This window comes from Arthrobacter sp. TRD_SC_6 (genome assembly GCF_055361185.1).
The window spans coordinates 3,498,911-3,515,845 of record NZ_CM143953.1 but is presented as its reverse complement, the minus strand read 5'-3'; the positions used below and the strand labels follow the sequence as shown (position 1 = coordinate 3,515,845).

General features: G+C 64.0%; 16 protein-coding genes. 12 read left to right on the top strand and 4 right to left on the bottom strand.

The genetic code is table 11. The features are described 5' to 3' along the window. Positions 1-68: 68 nt before the first annotated feature. Positions 69-701, bottom strand: coding sequence for a putative glycolipid-binding domain-containing protein (locus tag ACWA1U_RS16725; RefSeq protein WP_463723266.1), 633 nt, complete (start codon positions 699-701; stop codon positions 69-71). A gap of 53 nt (positions 702-754) precedes the next feature. Between ACWA1U_RS16725 and ACWA1U_RS16720 the strand changes: the two genes are divergently transcribed. The 3 genes from ACWA1U_RS16720 to ACWA1U_RS16710 all read left to right on the top strand — a co-directional run bounded on the left by ACWA1U_RS16720 (position 755) and on the right by ACWA1U_RS16710 (position 2,536). Beyond that, complete coding sequence (locus tag ACWA1U_RS16720; protein ID WP_463723265.1) at positions 755-1,690, top strand: alpha/beta hydrolase; 936 nt, start codon at positions 755-757, stop codon at positions 1,688-1,690. Positions 1,691-1,761: 71 nt separating this feature from the next. Continuing rightward, complete coding sequence (locus ACWA1U_RS16715) at positions 1,762-2,199, top strand: sigma factor-like helix-turn-helix DNA-binding protein (RefSeq protein WP_463723264.1); 438 nt, start codon at positions 1,762-1,764, stop codon at positions 2,197-2,199. Beyond that, positions 2,183-2,536, top strand: a complete 354-nt coding sequence (locus ACWA1U_RS16710; protein ID WP_463723263.1) for a TraR/DksA family transcriptional regulator — start codon at positions 2,183-2,185, stop codon at positions 2,534-2,536. The genes ACWA1U_RS16715 and ACWA1U_RS16710 overlap by 17 nt, the downstream gene beginning before the upstream one ends. Positions 2,537-2,597: 61 nt before the next feature. Here the strand turns inward: ACWA1U_RS16710 and ACWA1U_RS16705 are convergent, their stop codons facing one another. Continuing rightward, complete coding sequence (locus ACWA1U_RS16705) at positions 2,598-4,016, bottom strand: PucR family transcriptional regulator (protein WP_463723262.1); 1,419 nt, start codon at positions 4,014-4,016, stop codon at positions 2,598-2,600. Between the two features lie 138 nt (positions 4,017-4,154). Between ACWA1U_RS16705 and ACWA1U_RS16700 the strand changes: the two genes are divergently transcribed. Then, on the top strand, positions 4,155-5,585 hold the full coding sequence (locus tag ACWA1U_RS16700) for an aminobutyraldehyde dehydrogenase (protein ID WP_463723261.1): 1,431 nt from the start codon (positions 4,155-4,157) through the stop codon (positions 5,583-5,585). Between the two features lie 27 nt (positions 5,586-5,612). Continuing rightward, the gene (gabT, locus tag ACWA1U_RS16695) at positions 5,613-6,980 is read left to right on the top strand and encodes a 4-aminobutyrate--2-oxoglutarate transaminase (protein WP_463723260.1); all 1,368 of its coding nucleotides are present in this window, start codon (positions 5,613-5,615) and stop codon (positions 6,978-6,980) included. Between the two features lie 182 nt (positions 6,981-7,162). Here the strand turns inward: gabT and ACWA1U_RS16690 are convergent, their stop codons facing one another. Then, positions 7,163-7,687, bottom strand: coding sequence for a hypothetical protein (locus ACWA1U_RS16690; protein ID WP_463723259.1), 525 nt, complete (start codon positions 7,685-7,687; stop codon positions 7,163-7,165). 186 nt (positions 7,688-7,873) lie between these two features. On the opposite strand from ACWA1U_RS16690, the gene ACWA1U_RS16685 reads away from it, so the two are divergent. From ACWA1U_RS16685 to ACWA1U_RS16655, 7 genes are all read left to right on the top strand, one after another. Further along, positions 7,874-8,647, top strand: a complete 774-nt coding sequence (locus ACWA1U_RS16685; protein WP_463723258.1) for a hypothetical protein — start codon at positions 7,874-7,876, stop codon at positions 8,645-8,647. Then, on the top strand, positions 8,644-9,324 hold the full coding sequence (locus ACWA1U_RS16680) for a DUF4166 domain-containing protein (RefSeq protein ID WP_463723257.1): 681 nt from the start codon (positions 8,644-8,646) through the stop codon (positions 9,322-9,324). The genes ACWA1U_RS16685 and ACWA1U_RS16680 overlap by 4 nt, the downstream gene beginning before the upstream one ends. A gap of 428 nt (positions 9,325-9,752) precedes the next feature. Then, a complete protein-coding gene (locus ACWA1U_RS16675; protein ID WP_463723256.1) occupies positions 9,753-10,715 on the top strand; it encodes a nitrilase-related carbon-nitrogen hydrolase in 963 nt (320 codons plus the stop codon). Between the two features lie 2 nt (positions 10,716-10,717). Further along, entirely contained in the window at positions 10,718-11,770 is a 1,053-nt protein-coding gene (locus ACWA1U_RS16670) for an agmatine deiminase family protein (protein ID WP_463725075.1), read from the top strand. 9 nt (positions 11,771-11,779) lie between these two features. Then, positions 11,780-13,309, top strand: coding sequence for an APC family permease (locus ACWA1U_RS16665; protein ID WP_463723255.1), 1,530 nt, complete (start codon positions 11,780-11,782; stop codon positions 13,307-13,309). A 166-nt stretch (positions 13,310-13,475) separates the two neighbouring features. Then, entirely contained in the window at positions 13,476-14,921 is a 1,446-nt protein-coding gene (locus tag ACWA1U_RS16660; protein WP_463723254.1) for a flavin monoamine oxidase family protein, read from the top strand. Between the two features lie 9 nt (positions 14,922-14,930). Further along, complete coding sequence (locus ACWA1U_RS16655) at positions 14,931-16,445, top strand: APC family permease (RefSeq protein ID WP_463723253.1); 1,515 nt, start codon at positions 14,931-14,933, stop codon at positions 16,443-16,445. Here the strand turns inward: ACWA1U_RS16655 and ACWA1U_RS16650 are convergent. Next, entirely contained in the window at positions 16,442-16,870 is a 429-nt protein-coding gene (locus tag ACWA1U_RS16650) for a universal stress protein (RefSeq protein ID WP_463723252.1), read from the bottom strand. The genes ACWA1U_RS16655 and ACWA1U_RS16650 overlap by 4 nt on opposite strands. Positions 16,871-16,935: the final 65 nt, after the last annotated feature.

The following is a 16,935-nucleotide window of genomic DNA, read 5'->3' as shown; positions in this document are numbered from 1 at the left end:
TGAGGCCGCCGCTCATGGGTCAAAACGTGAGGAAGCTAACCGAAAACGCTCAGTGAATCAGGAGCTTGTCAGGAAATACGGGTAGCCAGGCCCGGATAGTTGACCACGATCCCGTCAGGGTCGATTTCGATTTCCGCAGTGAATCCGCGGTTGTCGGAGCTGTAGAGCACGACGCCGTTCCGCTCGCCGGAGGGTGCGCGCAGGTGGGTGTACATCTGTTGGCTGCGGATCACCCGAAGGCTTGGTACCTCAACCCAGGCCATGGTCATGGAAGTTTCATCTGCAGGCGCCAGCTCCTCGGAGTGAAGGTTCAGGCGAAGAATCGGCATGGTGTTGGTGACTGGGCAAAGCCCAAGGTCGCAGTCCAGGGCGCCTGCCAGGGTGGACGGGTCATCGATGCCCGGTGCCGGAAGCGGGCAATCACCGGAACTGTGCGACGTGCTGGACCATTCGCCGTCGTCGGACCGCTCCAGTTCCAGATGCCGGCTCCAGCCGCGGCCGTGGACGGTTGCCGTTAGCCTGCGCGTCACCCAGCCGTCCGCAGTGGTGAGCGCCCAGCTCATGGCGTAGTCGTCAGTTCTGGAAGTACCGTGGGAGCTCAACCGGTCCGGTTCGAGGTTGATGGTTGCGGTATCCAGGCGCGCAGGATCGTCGCTGCCCTGCCAGCTGTGAAGCAGGCTCGTATGAAGTTGATTTCCCATTCGTTCACCTTAGGGATCGGTGGGGGCGGCGCGCTAGAGCCTAGGGTAAAGAGATGGTGGATATTCTTGCCAAAGGCAAAGAAAACGGTAGCTTCGCAATGCGGGCAGCCTGTCTGCTGCTGGGCCTCACGCCGACCAAACGCCGGTACCTTTCCGCGGAATGGATGCGCAGGAAGCACCTCGCCCGCCAGTATCCGCGGCCAGCCGAACCGCCCCGTAGCCTGCGCAGGCTGTGTCAGGTGAGCGAGTCCTCCATTCTTGGGACGAGGGTGATCACCCTGACCCCGCGGAAGCAGCACCCGAGCGGTCGGCGCATCATTTACACCCACGGCGGCACCTACATCAACGAACTGGTGCGCCCCCACTGGTGGATTATCGGTGAACTCATCCGCCGAACCGGGGCAACCGTCACAGTGCCCCTATACACGCTCGCTCCTGAACATACGTTCCGCGAGGCGTACGCGTTCCTTACCGAGGTCTACCGGGACATCATCGCGGAGACTGATCCCGCCGTCGTCGTTCTTGCGGGGGACTCTGCCGGCGGAGGCCTCGTCGTAGGGCAGGCTCTCCACTTCGCGGCGGAGGGCCTGAAACCGCCGGGGCAGCTGCTGCTCTTCTCGCCCTGGCTCGACATCACCGGCACCAACCCCGAGTCAGCGGCGTATCAGCGGGTTGATCCGATGCTCGCGGTTCCCGGCGCGGTGGAGGCTGGTTCGTGGTGGGCTGACGGCGAGGATGCCCGCCAGCCCCTGCTCAGCCCCGTGTTCGCCGAACCCGCTGCGCTCGCCGCGCTCCCGCCGGTTCACATTCATCAGGGCACCCGCGACATCTGCATGGCCGACACCCGCCTGTTCGAGCAGCGGATGAACGACGCCGGCGGGCGGGTTACGGTGCACCGCTACCCGGGTGCGTTCCACGTGTTTGTAGCGCTGCCCTGGCTCCGGGAATCCCGCGTGGCGTTCGGCAGGATTGGGGAACTGCTTGACTAGGGGCTGGCCGGGAACCTGCCTTCAAGTTACGCTAAATAAGTAGGCTTATTATCTGACGCTGGAGAGGTCTCATGGTTGCGGAAGACGATTCCACGGGGCTCGCTGCGCTTCTGCTGCGGATATCGCACGGCGACCGATCCGCGTTTGCGCAGTTTTACGTCGCAACCGCCCCGTGTGCGTATGCACTGGCCAAGGAGCTGCTCCCAACACCTGAGGCAGACGGTGCTCTGCTGGAGCGCGCCTACCTCAGGGTCTGGGAGTGCGCGGGAGAGTACCGGCCATCATTGGGTTCACCACGCGCCTGGCTCATCGGACTCGTTCGCCGGATGGCCCTCACCGAGATGCGGTCTTCCGCCACGGTGAAACCGGAGCACGCGGAATTGCTGCAGATGATCTACTTCGACGGACTGACGTACCGGGACATCGCCGAGCGCCTCGGTTTGCCGGCCGAAACGGTGCGTGCCAGGATCCACGAGAGTCTCGGGCTGCTGGGTGTCGATCAGCGCTGAGGCTACCCGGTCCGTTCTGGAGCGGGAGCTGGCCGCCTCAGTTGCAGCCCGCGCAGCCATGACGGCTGACATCACATCAACGAGCGAACTGCGCCGCGATTCCAACGTTGACGATGAACATGATCCGGAAGGCTCCACCATTGCCTTCGAGCTATCTCAGTCCGCGAAGCTGCTCGGCGACGTAAACGCTCGCATTGCCGAGGTTGAAGCCGCGCTGCTTCGCTTGTCCTCCGAGACCTACGGGCTCTGCGAGGTGTGCGGTGGGTCGATTGCCGAGGGTAGGCTCGAGGCGCGGCCGTGGACGCGGTTCTGCATTGAGCACGCCTCAGGGCACTGAACTTTTTGTCGCCTACTTGCTGTCTGATCGCCGTTTATGCAGCAGGTAGGCGACAAAAACTTCAGCGGAGGCCGCGCACGTTCAGCGCCAGGTACAGGTGCACCCGGTCCGCGGTGGTTGAGGGGTCATAGCCCGTGAGGTCCACGATTTGCTGCAGCCGGTACCGCACTGTGTTCCGGTGCAGCTGAAGCACATCGGCTACCGCCGCCACTGAGCCGTTCAGTGCCAGATACTTCTCGAGGGTGAGCATGAGCTCAGCGCTGTGGCGCTCGTCGAAAGCCGCAACAGGGTCCAGTGCCTCAGCGGCAAGGTCTGCCAGCGGCACGTCCTCACTCGCCATGAGCAGCGAGGTCAGGCTCAGGCGGTCGGGGCGGTTCACGGACTGCCCGCGGGTCAGCGATTCCCTTGCCTCGAAGTAGCTCCACCGCAGCCCGCTCGGCTGTGCATAGCCGCCTCCAAAGCCCACTTTCGCCGTGAACCCGGCACCGTGGAGGTACGCGCTGATCTCCCGGCTGAGCGTCTCTCCGTCGCTTTCCTGCACCGCGATCACCAGGCGGTCATCGAGGACGGCCGTGACGACGTCGTCGTGCTGGCCCGGAAGTGGAAGCGTGCGCAGCGCGCGGCGTTGGCCCGTGGCGACGTCCGCGAGCACGATGCACTGCCGCCGTCCCGTGTCGATCCCGGCGCTGCCGAGGCGGGCCGCGGCGTCCGTCCCCGCGATGGTCCCGCGGACCACGTCCTGCAGGAGTTGCCCGACGACAGCGCGGTCACTCGCCCGCCGCGTGGCCTGGTTGCTGAGCTCAACGCTGATCAGGCTCTGCGCGTAGGCCACGATGGCGTCGCGGGTGTACGGCTCGGCGATTGCCAGGGTGCAGCGGTCCTTCAGCCCGGTGGCCACGGGTACGCGGTGCCACTCGCGGTCTTCGGGCGTGGCCGCAGGTGTGGTCGCGAAGAGCCGCGTCCCGTACTGGGAGAGCACGACGTCGGTGCGCAGCATCGCGGCGAGCTCACGAAGGAGCTGGGGGAGCCCGCCGCCGCCGAGCAAGGCATTGGCCAGAACCTGGTGGCCCTTCAGAAGGTTCTCAAGGCGGGCGTAATGTTCGGCGGACAGAGAATCGGCGACAATCTTGCCGATCGCGATGAACGGGGTTTCGTACGGGACGAGGAAGACGGGCAGGCCAAGCTCGTCTGCCTGGTCGAGGAAGGCGCTGGGTACCTTCTCGTGGCTCAGGCCTGTACCGAAGCCAATCGCAAGGGCGCCGGAAGCATGCACCCGCTTCACGAAATTGCGCTGGGAGGTAGCTGATTTCTGGCGGAGGCCGGTGGTCAGGACAACTTCTCCGCCGCTGAGGAAGGGCTGGGGGTCTTCCAGTTCGGTGACGGCGACCCACTGCACGGGTACGTCGGACACCTCGCTGGTACCGACCCGTTGCAGCTTCAGTGCCGGGGCGGCCAACAGTGCAGACAGTGTGATCGCCATAACGTCAACTATAGGCGCTCAAGCTTGTGCGGATGCATGACAGTTTCGCCAATGCGTTGTGCGGCATGACCTAGGCGACGTGGTGCACACCACGTAGGGTCGGCAGTGAAATCAGACTCTCCCGAAAGGAACCACGCCGTGGTTGCGACCCTGCAGAACTTCATCAACGGCCAGTTCGTCACGCCGACCGGCACCGAACTGCTCGACGTCGTGAACCCCACCAATGGTGAGGTTGTCGCCAAGTCGCCGGTCTCCGTGCAGGCCGATGTTGACGCCGCGATGGATGCGGCAAAGAACGCCTTCAAGTCCTGGAAGAGCGTGACGCCCGGCCAGCGCCAGCTGATGCTGCTGAAGCTTGCCGATGCCATTGAGGCCAACAGCGAGGAACTCGTCGAAGCCCAGCACCGCAACACCGGCCAGGTGCGCGCTATGATCTCTTCCGAGGAAGTCGGCACCGGCGCAGACCAGATGCGCTTCTTCGCAGGGGCCGCCCGCCTGCTTGAAGGCAAGTCCGCAGGCGAGTACTTCGAAGGCCACACGTCCTACGTCCGCCGCGAACCGGTTGGGGTCGTCGCGCAGGTTGCTCCATGGAACTACCCGTTCCTGATGGCGATCTGGAAGATCGGCCCGGCGCTCGCCGCCGGCAACACCATTGTGCTTAAGCCGAGCGACACCACGCCCGAGTCCACCCTGGTCCTGGCCCGCCTGACGCAGGGCATCCTGCCCGACGGCGTCCTCAACGTTGTCCTCGGAACCGGCCAGACCGGTGCCGCGATGGTTGAGCACAAGACCCCGGCGATGGTCTCCATCACCGGATCGGTACGGGCCGGCATCGCCGTCGCAACCGGCGCCGCCAAGAGCCTGAAGCGCGCGCACCTCGAGCTGGGAGGCAAGGCTCCCGCCGTCGTCTTCGCTGATGCCGACCTCAAGAAGACCGCCGCGGCCATCGCGGAGTTCGCCTTCTTCAACGCCGGCCAGGACTGCACCGCCATCACCCGCGTGCTGGTGCAGGAGGAGGCCCACGATGATCTCGTGGCCGCAATGGTCGAGCACACAAAGACCCTCACCACCGGCGACGCCGATGACTCCAAGAACTACTTCGGCCCGCTGAACAACATCAACCACTTCAATGCCGTGAACGCGGTCATGGATGCGCTGCCCTCGCACTGCTCCGTGGCGATCGGAGGCAAGCGCTCCGGGGACAAAGGCTACTTCTACGAAGCGACCATCGTCACCGGTGCCAAGCAGACCGATGACATTGTGCAGCAGGAAACCTTCGGTCCCGTCATTACGGTGCAGAAGTTCACCACTGAAGATGAAGCAGTCGAACTGGCGAACGACGTCGAATACGCCCTCGCCTCCAGCGTGTGGACCACCGACCACGGAACGGCCATGCGCGTCTCGCGTGACCTTGATTTCGGGGCTGTCTGGATCAACACGCACATCATCCTTACTGCCGAAATGCCGCACGGTGGCTTCAAGAGCTCCGGCTACGGCAAGGATCTCTCCATGTACGGCGTGGAGGACTACACCCGCATCAAGCACGTCATGAGCGCGCTGGACGCCTGAGCGTCCGCACGCCAGAAAGGACTCACTATGACCACCCAGGCACTCCAGCCACAATTCCGGCTCGAGCAGAAGCGCAGGATCATCGGCGACTTCCCCGGCCCCAAGTCCACCGCGCTGAACACGCGCCGTGCCGCCGTCGTCGCCAAGGGCGTCGCCTCCGGTATGCCCGTTTACGTGGCAGACGCCGACGGCGGTATCCTGCACGACGTCGACGGCAACTCCTTCATCGACTTCGGCTCAGGCATCGCGGTGACGAGCGTCGGGGCCTCGGATCCCGCCGTCGTCGGAGCGGTGAAGGAGCAGGTTGAGCACTTCACCCACACCTGCTTCATGGTGACTCCGTATGAGGGCTACATCGCCGTCGCGGAGAAGCTGGCCGAGCTTACCCCCGGCGACTTCGAGAAGCGGACCGTGCTGTTCAACTCCGGCGCCGAAGCGGTTGAGAACGCCGTCAAGGTGGCTCGCCTGGCGACCGGACGGACGGCTGTTGCCGCATTTGACCATGCGTACCACGGCCGCACCAACCTCACCATGGCGCTGACCGCGAAGTCCCTGCCCTACAAGGCCGGGCCCGATGGCACGTTTGGACCGTTCGCTCCCGAGGTGTACCGGCTGCCGATGAGCTACCCGTTCCGCGAGGAGAACCCCTCGATCACGGGGGCTGAGGCCGCTCGCCGGGCGATTTCGATGATGGAGAAGCAGATCGGTGTCGAGTCGCTGGCCGCGATCATCATCGAACCCATCCAGGGCGAGGGTGGCTTCATTGTCCCCGCCGACGGTTTCCTCCCTACGCTCGCTGCGTGGGCTCGCGAGAACGGCGTGGTCTTCATCGCGGACGAGGTGCAGTCCGGATTCTGTCGAACTGGCGAGTGGTTCGCTGTCGACCATGAGGGCGTTGTCCCGGACCTCATCACCATGGCGAAGGGGATTGCCGGCGGCATGCCGCTCTCGGCGGTGACCGGCCGGGCGGACCTGCTCGACGCCGTCCACCCCGGCGGTCTTGGCGGAACCTACGGCGGGAACCCGGTTGCGTGTGCTGCGGCTATCGCGGCGATCGAGACCATGACGGATCTTGATCTCTCCGCCCGTGCCCGTCGGATAGAGGAGATTGTGGTTCCTCGCCTGCGCGCACTTCAGTCGGAGACGGACATTATCGGCGAGGTGCGTGGCCGTGGCGCCATGCTCGCCGTCGAGTTCGTCATGCCGGGCTCGAAGGAGCCCAACCCTGCTGCAACCAAGGCGATCGCGGCGGCGTGCCTGCAGGAGGGCGTCATCATCCTCACCTGTGGTACGTACGGCAACATCGTCAGGCTACTGCCCCCGCTGGTGATCGGCGAGGACCTGCTGAACGACGGCCTTGACGTGCTGGAGGCTGCGATCCGCGCGGTGAAGTAGGCGCTTTTCCATCCGCTGAGTGTTCACATAATCACCTTCTGGCACGGCCTTTCGGTTGTTATTTGAACACTCAACAGACGCACGACGACGACGGCTGGCCGGGACTCCCGGCCGGCCGTCGTCGTCGTTCTGTGCTCGGGCTGCCACACAGCGGACCATTGCGTATCAAGAACCGCACTTTTTCAGCTGGGGAGTGCTACGGGTGCGGCCCCGGCCACGGACAGCAGCGCTGCCTCGTAATCGCCGCCGAATGAGATTTGGGTCAGATTCTTGTACGGGATCTTGACCGTCCCGTCCTCCCAATTTGCTGCCGTGTCTATGGTCATCAGCCGGAAGGACTTCTTCTTCAACGCGACTGGCGTACCGATGAAGCACCTGCCTGGCCGCAGTACCTCCCTGAAGACCGCTGAGATACGGTGCGTCCGGGCAGCAGCCTCAAGAATCGACTTTGGATCTACGAGCTCAGAAGCATCCAACGGCGATGTCGGAGGCCATTGCGTGTTCTGTTGAAGGAACTTTTCGAACACCGTTTCTGAGTTCACGCGGCGAAGCTGTGCCACCCGGAATGCCCGGTAACCGTCAAAGTACCCACCATCCCGGATAGACGCGATCAGCACCCAGTCGGCGCTCAAACCAACAACAACGCCTGGCTCGGTCTCATGACGCTCCACTGTGCGGCGGATGACAATCGGCCGAAACTCCTTCATGGATTCAGTGAGTACCGAACGAATCCTTTTCTTTGACTTGGCTTTCTTGCGCATGCGTTCATCATTGCAGATTGGACCGAACCAACGACCGCGATCGCACGGTGAGGGACCCCTCGACGCGGGTTCTCCTGAGTGGCAACCTATGATGCTGGAGTGGGGGAAAAATTAGCTGCTCCGGCAGGTGAAATGGGAAAGCCGATCTACGTCGAGATTGCCATTCGATCTTCGATGGAACGGGTGTGGCAGCTGAGCCAGGATCCCAGTCTGCATCCACAATGGGACCTACGGTTCTCGCGGATAGTTCCAGTCGACCGCAGCCCCAAGGGACATGAGCGTTTTCGCTACGAATTCGCCCTTCCTTTCCACGTCATTCACGGCACCGGGACTTCGCTGGGGCACAGGCATCGCGCGGACGGCCAAGCAACTTCAGTGTTGAAATTCGACACCACCGATGCGCTCTCGCCCATCGGGCAAGGGGCGGGATACTGGCGGTACATCCCCACCGACCACGGACTGCGCTTCATTACGGGGTTCAACTATCAGCCGGGGATGGGTCCCCTCGGACGGTTCTTGGACACTCCACTTACCCGTCCGGCGCTGGGCTGGGCGACAGCGTTGAGCTTCGACCGATTGCGGATCTGGGCGGAATCAGGCCTGGAACCCCGGAAAGTCAACACTCGGTGGATCATCGATGCAACCGTTCGAGCCAGCGGTCTGCTCGCGGCAGGCATCCTCACTCTCCAATCCATCAAAGGGCGCTCTCCTGTCACCGGGAAAGTAGTAGTGGGAGTTGGGCTGGCTCTGGCCGCATTGCTGGTGCCAGCGCACAACACGGTTCCCCGAGCGGGGCGATGCCTGCGCCGGGCGCCCGACGTCGGTGCCGCGCGTGCGCCTGCGGCTCTCGCCGATTTGGAACCACCAGTGCAGGGAGCCGCACAGCGCAAAAGGAGTGAGCTATGAGTTCGATCTTCGAATTAGCGCTCGGGAAGGATTTCGGACGCTTGCACCCTATGCTGCAAGAGCGATTCAGGGTCGACGCCGAAGCCGGTTACGCGTGTGTAGGGCGCGGAACCTTCTCCCGCATGAGCCGAGCATGGTGGACGAGTCCCTTCCTACGCCTGGGTGCTTTCCGGAACATCCTCTTTCCCGAGCAGGGCAACAACATCCCTTTCATGATCGAGAACTACCCGTACGTCGACGGCTTCGGCCGCCCAACAGTGACCTTTGTAAGAACCCTCAAAGTTTCAGCATCAAAGCAGCGGCGATTCGACGCAACCATGATTTACAACCCCGAATCCGGACTGATCGTGGACTACTTGGGGACTCACCAGCACCTGGCCACGAATCTATTGCTCGAAGTGACGGCAGGCGGCTCACTGCATCTACGGTCAACCGCCCAGCACTTCTACGAGGGAGTCCTGGGTTTCAGAATTCCGGCGTTCCTCACCGGCACCGCAGACCTTTACGAGGGCTACGACGACGCACGGGAAGTCTTCGCCATTCAGATGCGGGTACGGAACCCCATCCTTGGGTTCCTGTTCGGCTACGAGGGCGAATTCACCTGCACCTACCCGACCCTGGCAAACCATGAGTTCCCAGAACACCTCAAACCGGTTAGAGAAGAAGTCCGCACCTGACAGTACAGAAGGAGTACGACGACGGCGGCTGGCTGGGATTCCGGCCGGCCGCCGTCGTCGTTTGTGTGCCCGTCCGGCGCTCCGTGATGACCCATGTGCCAAGTTGCCCAGGTACTGACTGGCCTGCCAGCGTGTTGTCCGCGACACGCCGCGGTCTGGTGCTGCCCCGTCACCGAACCTGAGCAGATTGGCGCGGGCAAGTGCCGCCGCGACCGCGCCGGCGAACTCAATCCTGCAGGTTCCAGAACGGCCTCGGCGCCCGTTCCCTGTGCTTACGCCGCAGACTGCCAGCGATTCTCCTGAAGAGACCCAAAAGTTGCAGGATCCTGCTCGGCCGAATGTCATCCTCTTGCATCGCAGCCCGCTAGGCTCCATAATAAACGAACACCATTCGTTTTGTGACCCCCATCTCATACTGGAGCTTTCCCATGATCGAAGTGACACGGAGCCAGACGCCGGAGTCTTACGCCCGTACCACCACGCCCACCCGCACCCCGCTGCGCGTTGGCCTCGTCCAGCACCGCTGGCAGCCCGACGCCGATGCGCTCAAGGCCGAACTCAACGAAGGCATCGCCCGCGCTGCGGCCCAGGGCGCCACGGTCGTCTTCCTCCCCGAGATCACCCTCTCCCGCTACCCGGCGGACACCCTTCCCGAGGGCAGGCCTGCCGACGACGCCGAGGACCTTCTCACCGGCCCCACCTTCACCTTCGCCGCCGAAGCTGCGCGGCAGCACGGTGTGAGCGTGCACGCCTCGCTCTTCCAGAAGGCAGACACCGACGACGACGACGGCCTCGGTCTTAATACCGCGATCCTCGTGTCCCCGCAGGGCGAACTGCTCGCCCGTACCCACAAGCTCCACATTCCCGTCACCGAGGGCTACATGGAGGACAAGTACTTCCGCCAGGGACCGGCAGCCGAAGACGCCTACAAAGTGCACGAGCCGACCGAGTTGAACGGCGCACGCCTCGGCATGCCTACCTGCTGGGACGAGTGGTTCCCCGAGGTGGCGCGCCTGTATTCGCTCGGGGGAGCGGACCTGCTCGTCTACCCGACCGCCATCGGCTCCGAACCGGCGTTCCCCAAATTCGACACACAGCCGTTGTGGCAGCAGGTCATCGTAGGCAACGGGATCGCGAACGGCCTGTTCATGGTGGTCCCCAACCGCTGGGGCAATGAGGGCAACGTGACCTTCTACGGCTCATCCTTCATCTCGGACCCGTACGGCCGCATCCTGGTTCAGGCACCGCGAAACGAATCGGCCGTCCTCGTCGCCGACCTTGACCTGGACCAGCGCAAGGACTGGCTCGAGCTCTTCCCGTTCCTCGCCACCCGCCGCCCGGACACCTACGGAGCACTCACCGAACCAGTAGATAAGCTGGTCTCGGCATGAGGATGCCCGCCGAGACCTCCCCGCAGGACCGGGTGTGGATGGCGTTCCCTCCCGGCGGCTACACCCTCGGCGAGACCGCTGAAGACGCCCACGCCGCCCGCAGCACGTGGGCAGCTGTAGCGAACGCCGTCGTCGACTTCGCTCCCGTCACCATGCTTGTCGATCCCGCTGACACGGAAACCGCGGCAACCTACCTCCGCCCCGTAGTGGAGGTACAGACAGCACCCCTGAATGACGCGTGGATGCGGGACATCGGTCCCACCTTCGTGCACGACGACGGCGGCGGTCTTGCCGCCGTCGACTGGGTCTTCAACGGGTGGGGCCAGCAGGAGTGGGCCCAATGGGACAAGGATGAACTCCTCGGCGCCCGGGTGGCGGAGCTCGCCGGAGTAAACAGGATCCCATCAAAGCTCGTCAATGAGGGCGGTGGCATCCACGTGGACGGCCAGGGAACGGTCCTCGTCACCGAAACCGTCCAACTCGACCCACACCGCAACCCCGGCCTGACCAAACGCGACGTCGAAGCCGAACTGATCCGCACGCTCGGTGCAACCAAGGTCATCTGGCTGCCGCGCGGCCTCGCCCGCGACTCCGAGCAGTACGGAACCCGTGGCCACGTGGACATCGTCGCGACCATCCCCGAACCCGGAACCCTCCTGGTCCACAGCCAGCAGAACCCCGAGCACCCCGACTTCGGGATCACCCGGGACATCATCGCCTACCTCGCAACCACCACCGATGCCGCCGGGCGACCCTGGCGAATCATCGAAGTCCCGGCCCCGGAAACCCTGACCGACGACGACGGCTGGGTGGACTACAGCTACATCAACCACCTCGTGGTGAACGACGGCGTCATCGCCTGCACGTTCAACGACCCCATGGATGACAAGGCGCTCGGCATCCTCGCCGACGCCTACCCGGGACGGACCGTAAAGGGCGTAGACGCCCGAGAACTGTTCGCCCGCGGGGGCGGCATCCACTGCATCACCCAGCAGCAGCCCGCCCGTCCGGCGAGCACCCCAACCCCCACCACAGCGCCACTTACAACGAAGTAAGGAAACTCCATGAGCACAACAGAAGTCCGCGCGACGGCCGAAAAGTTCTCCAGCAAGGGACTGAAGACGGGGCAGTTGGGGCTGCTCGCCGTCGTCGTTCTCGGTATCTCGACGATCGCTCCGGCGTACGTGCTGACCAGCACGCTCGGTCCCACGGTGCAAAGCATCGGAGTGCACCTGCCTGCCATCTTCATCGTCGGGTTTATCCCGATGTTCCTCGTGGCGCTCGGCTACCGCGAACTCAACGCAGACACCCCGGACAGCGGTACCACCTTCACCTGGGTGACCAAGGCGTTCGGGCCGTACATCGGTTGGATCGGCGGCTGGGGACTGCTGGCGGCGAACATCATCGTGCTCTCCAACCTCGCGGGCGTCGCGGTGGACTTCTTCTACCTGTTCCTCGCACAGCTCACCGGGCAGCAAGCGATCGCTGACCTTGCCGGTATCCGCTGGCTCAACATCCTGACCTGCCTGGTGTTCGTCGGGGCAGCCGTGTGGGTTTCCTGCCGCGGCCTGAAGACCACCAAAGCCGTGCAGTACGGCCTGGTGGGCCTGCAGGTGGCTGTGCTCGCCTGGTTCGTGATCGGCGCGTTCAGCAGGATCGGCGCAGGTGACCAAAGCCAGTCAATCGCCTTCTCCTGGGACTGGTTCAACCCGTTCGGTATCGAGAGTTTCTCAGCCTTCGCCGTCGGCCTCTCCCTCTCCATCTTCGCCTTCTGGGGCTGGGACGTCTGCCTCACCGTGAGCGAGGAATCCCGCAACGGCAAGCGGACCGCGGGCCTGGCCGCGGCGGTAACCGCCGTCGTCGTGCTCGGAATCTACCTGCTGGGCGCCATCGCCACGGTGATGTTCGCCGGTGTGGGGACCGAGGGCGTTGGTCTGAACAACCCGGACATTTCCGAGAACGTTTTTGCCGCCCTGGCCGCGCCGATCATGGGCCCGTTCGCTATCCTGCTCTCACTCGCCGTGCTGTCCAGTTGCGCGGCGTCGCTGCAGTCGACGTTCCTCTCACCCGCGCGTAGCCTGCTGGCCATGGGCTACTACAAGGCGCTGCCGGAGAAGTTCGCAACCGTGCACCCGAAGTACCGCTCGCCCGTCTTCGCGACAGTCGTGGCAGGTGTCATCTCGGCCGGCTTCTATTCGCTCATGCGGATCATCAGTGACAACGTCCTGAACGACACGATCATGGCCCTCGGCCTCATGATCTGCTTCTACTACGGCCTCACCGCACTGGCATGTGTCTGGTACTTCCGGCGGAGCGCCTTCTCCTCCGGACGGAACCTCGTGTTCCGGTTCCTCGCACCGCTGATCGGCGGGCTGGGCCTGGTGGTTGTGTTCCTGCAGACCGCCGTCGACAGCTGGAACCCGGCCTTCGGCAGCGGCTCGGAAGTGTTCGGCGTTGGGCTCGTCTTCGTGATCGGTGTCGGGATCATTGCGCTCGGCGTGGTCGTCATGCTCCTTGTCCGCCGCACGCACCCCGCATTCTTCCGCGGCGAGACACTGCGCAAGGACACACCGGCGCTGGAGGTCGCGGAGTGAAAGCACGACGACGGCCCGTCCAACACTCCTGGCTCACCACCCCGCCGAGCTCGTGGGGAACCGGCGGGCCAGCAACCGAAGACCCAACCGCTGAGTGCGCAGATGATGTGCGCGCTCAACGGGATACGCAACACCCAACGGCACGACAAGGAACAACGGAGAACTGATGAACACCCCAACGGAACAGCAGGAACTGACGCGCGACGTCGTCATCATCGGCGCTGGTGCGTCCGGGCTCACTGCGGCAACTGAGCTGAAGAAAGCCGGGCTCAGCGTCGCCGTGCTTGAGGCGCGTGATCGCGTTGGCGGACGGCTATGGACCCGCGAGATCGACGGCGCGATGCTGGAGATCGGCGGCCAGTGGGTCTCGCCGGACCAGGATGCGCTGATCGAGACCCTCGCTGACCTGGGCCTTGAAACATACTCCCGGTACCGCGAAGGCGAATCGCTCTACCTCGACGCGAACGGCGCCAAGCAGAGCTTCACCGGCGAAATGTTCCCCGTTTCCGCTGAAACCGAGGCGGAGATGGAACGGCTCATCGCGGAACTGGATGCGCTCACCGCAGAGATTGGTCCGGAGGAGCCCTGGGCCCACGCGAAAGCGCAGGAGCTCGACCGGATTTCCTTCGCCAGCTGGCTCGCGCAACGCACCGATGACCAGGAAGCCCGCGACAACATCGGCATGTTCATCGCCGGCGCCATGCTGACCAAGCCAGCGCACTCGTTCTCCGCGCTGCAGGCCGTGCTCATGGCCGCGAGTGCAGGCAGCTTTACCCACCTCGTCGATGCGGACTTCATCCTCGACAAGCGCGTGGTCGGCGGTCTCCAACAGGTGCCGCAGCGCCTCGCGGAGCAGCTCGGCGGCGACGTCCACCTGAACACGCCGGTACGCACGGTGCGCTGGAGCGACAACGACGGGACCGTAAGCGGAAATGTCACCGTTATCAGCGACAACGTCACAGTCCATGCCCGCCGTGTGATCATGGCTGTCCCGCCGAACCTGATCTCCCGCGTCAGCTTCGACCCGCCGCTGCCGCGCCGTCAACACCAGCTGCACCAGCACCTTTCGCTCGGCCTGGTCATCAAGGTCCACGCTGTGTACTCCAAGCCGTTCTGGCGCGACCACGGCCTCTCGGGAACCTGCTTCAGCCCATACCAGCTGGTCCACGAGTCCTACGACAACACCAACCACGGTGACGCCCGCGGGACACTGGTCGGTTTCATCTCCGATGAGCACGCCGACGCCGTATTCCGCCTCAGCCCCGAAGAGCGCAAGCAGCGCGTCCTCGAATCACTCGCCGCCTACTACGGTCCTGAAGCGCTTAACCCCGAGGTCTACTACGAGAGTGACTGGGGCTCGGAGGAATGGACCCGCGGAGCCTATGCCGCGAGCTTCGACCTGGGTGGCCTGTCCCGCTACGGCGCGGACCAGAGCAAGCCGGTCGGACCCATCTACTTCTCCTGCAGCGACTTCGCCGACAAGGGATACCAGCACGTGGACGGCGCTATCCGGATGGGGCAGAGGACCGCGAAGCTGATCCTGGCCGCGGAAGGTGACGCCCCGTCGTCGTACTCTGTCCAGAGCGCGAACGAACCAGTTGCAGCAGGCTAGGCACATGTCATGAGCACAGTATTGAAGAAGGAAGCCGACGGCGGGCTGAGCCTGAAGGGCCTCAAGCCCGGGACCGTGGGGCTGCTGGGCGCCGTCGTCATCGGGGTGTCCTGCATCGCCCCCGCGTACACGCTGACGGCGGCCCTCGGGCCCACCGTCGCGGAGGTCGGCGTGCAGCTGCCGGCGATCTTCCTGGTCGGCTTCATCCCGATGCTGCTGGTTGCCCTCGGGTACCGGGAACTGAACAACGCCATGCCCGACGCCGGCACCTCCTTCACGTGGGCGTCCCGTGCGTTCGGTCCGTGGATTGGCTGGATGGGCGGCTGGGGGCTCATCGCCGCAACGATCATTGTGTTGTCCAACCTGGCGGCGGTCGCTGTGGACTTCTTCTACCTGCTGCTTGCGCAACTGACCGGGAACCCTGCGCTCGCGGACCTGACGCTGAACCTGCCGCTGAATATCCTGACCACGCTGGTATTCGTGGCGCTCGCGTGCTGGGTGTCCTACCGCGGGATGGAGACCACCAAAGCGGTGCAGTACGTGCTCGTCGGGTTCCAGCTGGTGGTGCTGGTGTGGTTCTCGATCGCCGCTTTCGTGCACGTTGCGAACGGGACAGCGTTCGACGCAACGGCCATCACCCCGGAATGGTTCAACCCCTTTGCGGTGGAATCCTTCTCGGCATTTGCGGCCGGAGTCTCGCTGTCGATCTTCGTGTACTGGGGCTGGGACGTCACGCTGACAATGAACGAGGAAACCAAGGATCCCGAGCGCACTCCCGGTCGGGCTGCCACGGTGACCGTGCTCGTAATCGTGGTGCTATACCTGCTGGTGGCGTTGGCCACGCTCGCCTTTTCGGGTGTGGGCGACGGCGAACTCGGCGTCGGTAACGAGGACAACCAGGGCAGCATCTTTGCCGTCCTCGCAGGGCCCGTGATGGGTCCGTTCGCTGTCCTCATGTCCCTGACGGTTCTGAGTAGCTCGGCGGCGTCACTGCAGTCCACGTTCGTGTCCCCGGCCAGAACCCTGCTGGCCATGGGGCACTACCGTGCGCTACCGGCGTCGTACTCGCGGGTCAGCCCAAAGTACCTCTCGCCGTCGTACGCCACGATGGCCGCTGCTGTCGCGGCCGCGGGCTTCTACGTGGTGACGCGCGTGCTCTCCGAGAACGCGCTGTACGACACCATCACCGCGCTCGGCATGATGATCTGCTTCTACTACGGCATCACCGCGCTGGCATGCGTCTGGTACTTCCGGGCCGTGGCGTTCTCCTCAGCCCGCGCGATCCTGCTGAAGTTCCTGGCACCGCTGCTGGGCGGGGTGATCCTGCTGGTGATGTTCGTGAAGACGGCGTCGGACTCCATGGATCCGGCGTACGGATCAGGCTCGTCGCTGTTCGGCGTGGGCCTGGTGTTTGTACTGGGGATGGGCGTGATTCTGCTCGGCGCCGTGCTGATGCTCGTGATGTACCGCGTGAATCCGGTGTTCTTCCGCGGCCAGACGCTGCAGCAGGCAATTCACCGCTAGGCAGTTCTCACGATCAGCACGTCGCAGGGGGCGTTGTGGGCAATACTGCTTGCAACGCTTCCCAGCAGTCTGCCAAGGCCTTTCATTCCGACGTTGCCGACCACCAGGAGTCCTGCGTCAGCGCGTTTAGCCTCGCTGATCAGAACGTCCTGCGGCTTGCCACGGACAGCGACCGGGCTGATGGTCAGGCCGGCATGGTCCCTGCGGAGCTGGTCAGCGACCTTCGACGCGACTTGAAGGGCCTGGTCGGCGTCGTCAAGGATCCAGGTTTCACTGCCGATCTTGACGATATCGGTGTTGTCCTTGGTGTGGGCGCTGACCACTGTGAGGTCGGCGCCAAGCCCTTTCGCCATCTCTGCCGCGCGGGACGCGGCTTTGAACGCGGTGTCGCTCCCGTCTACGCCGACGATCACGGTTCCTGTCATGCTGCACTCCTAAGTGTCCGAACGATCGTTCGGTTATGACTCTATAGGGTTTGTGACCGCGCGCA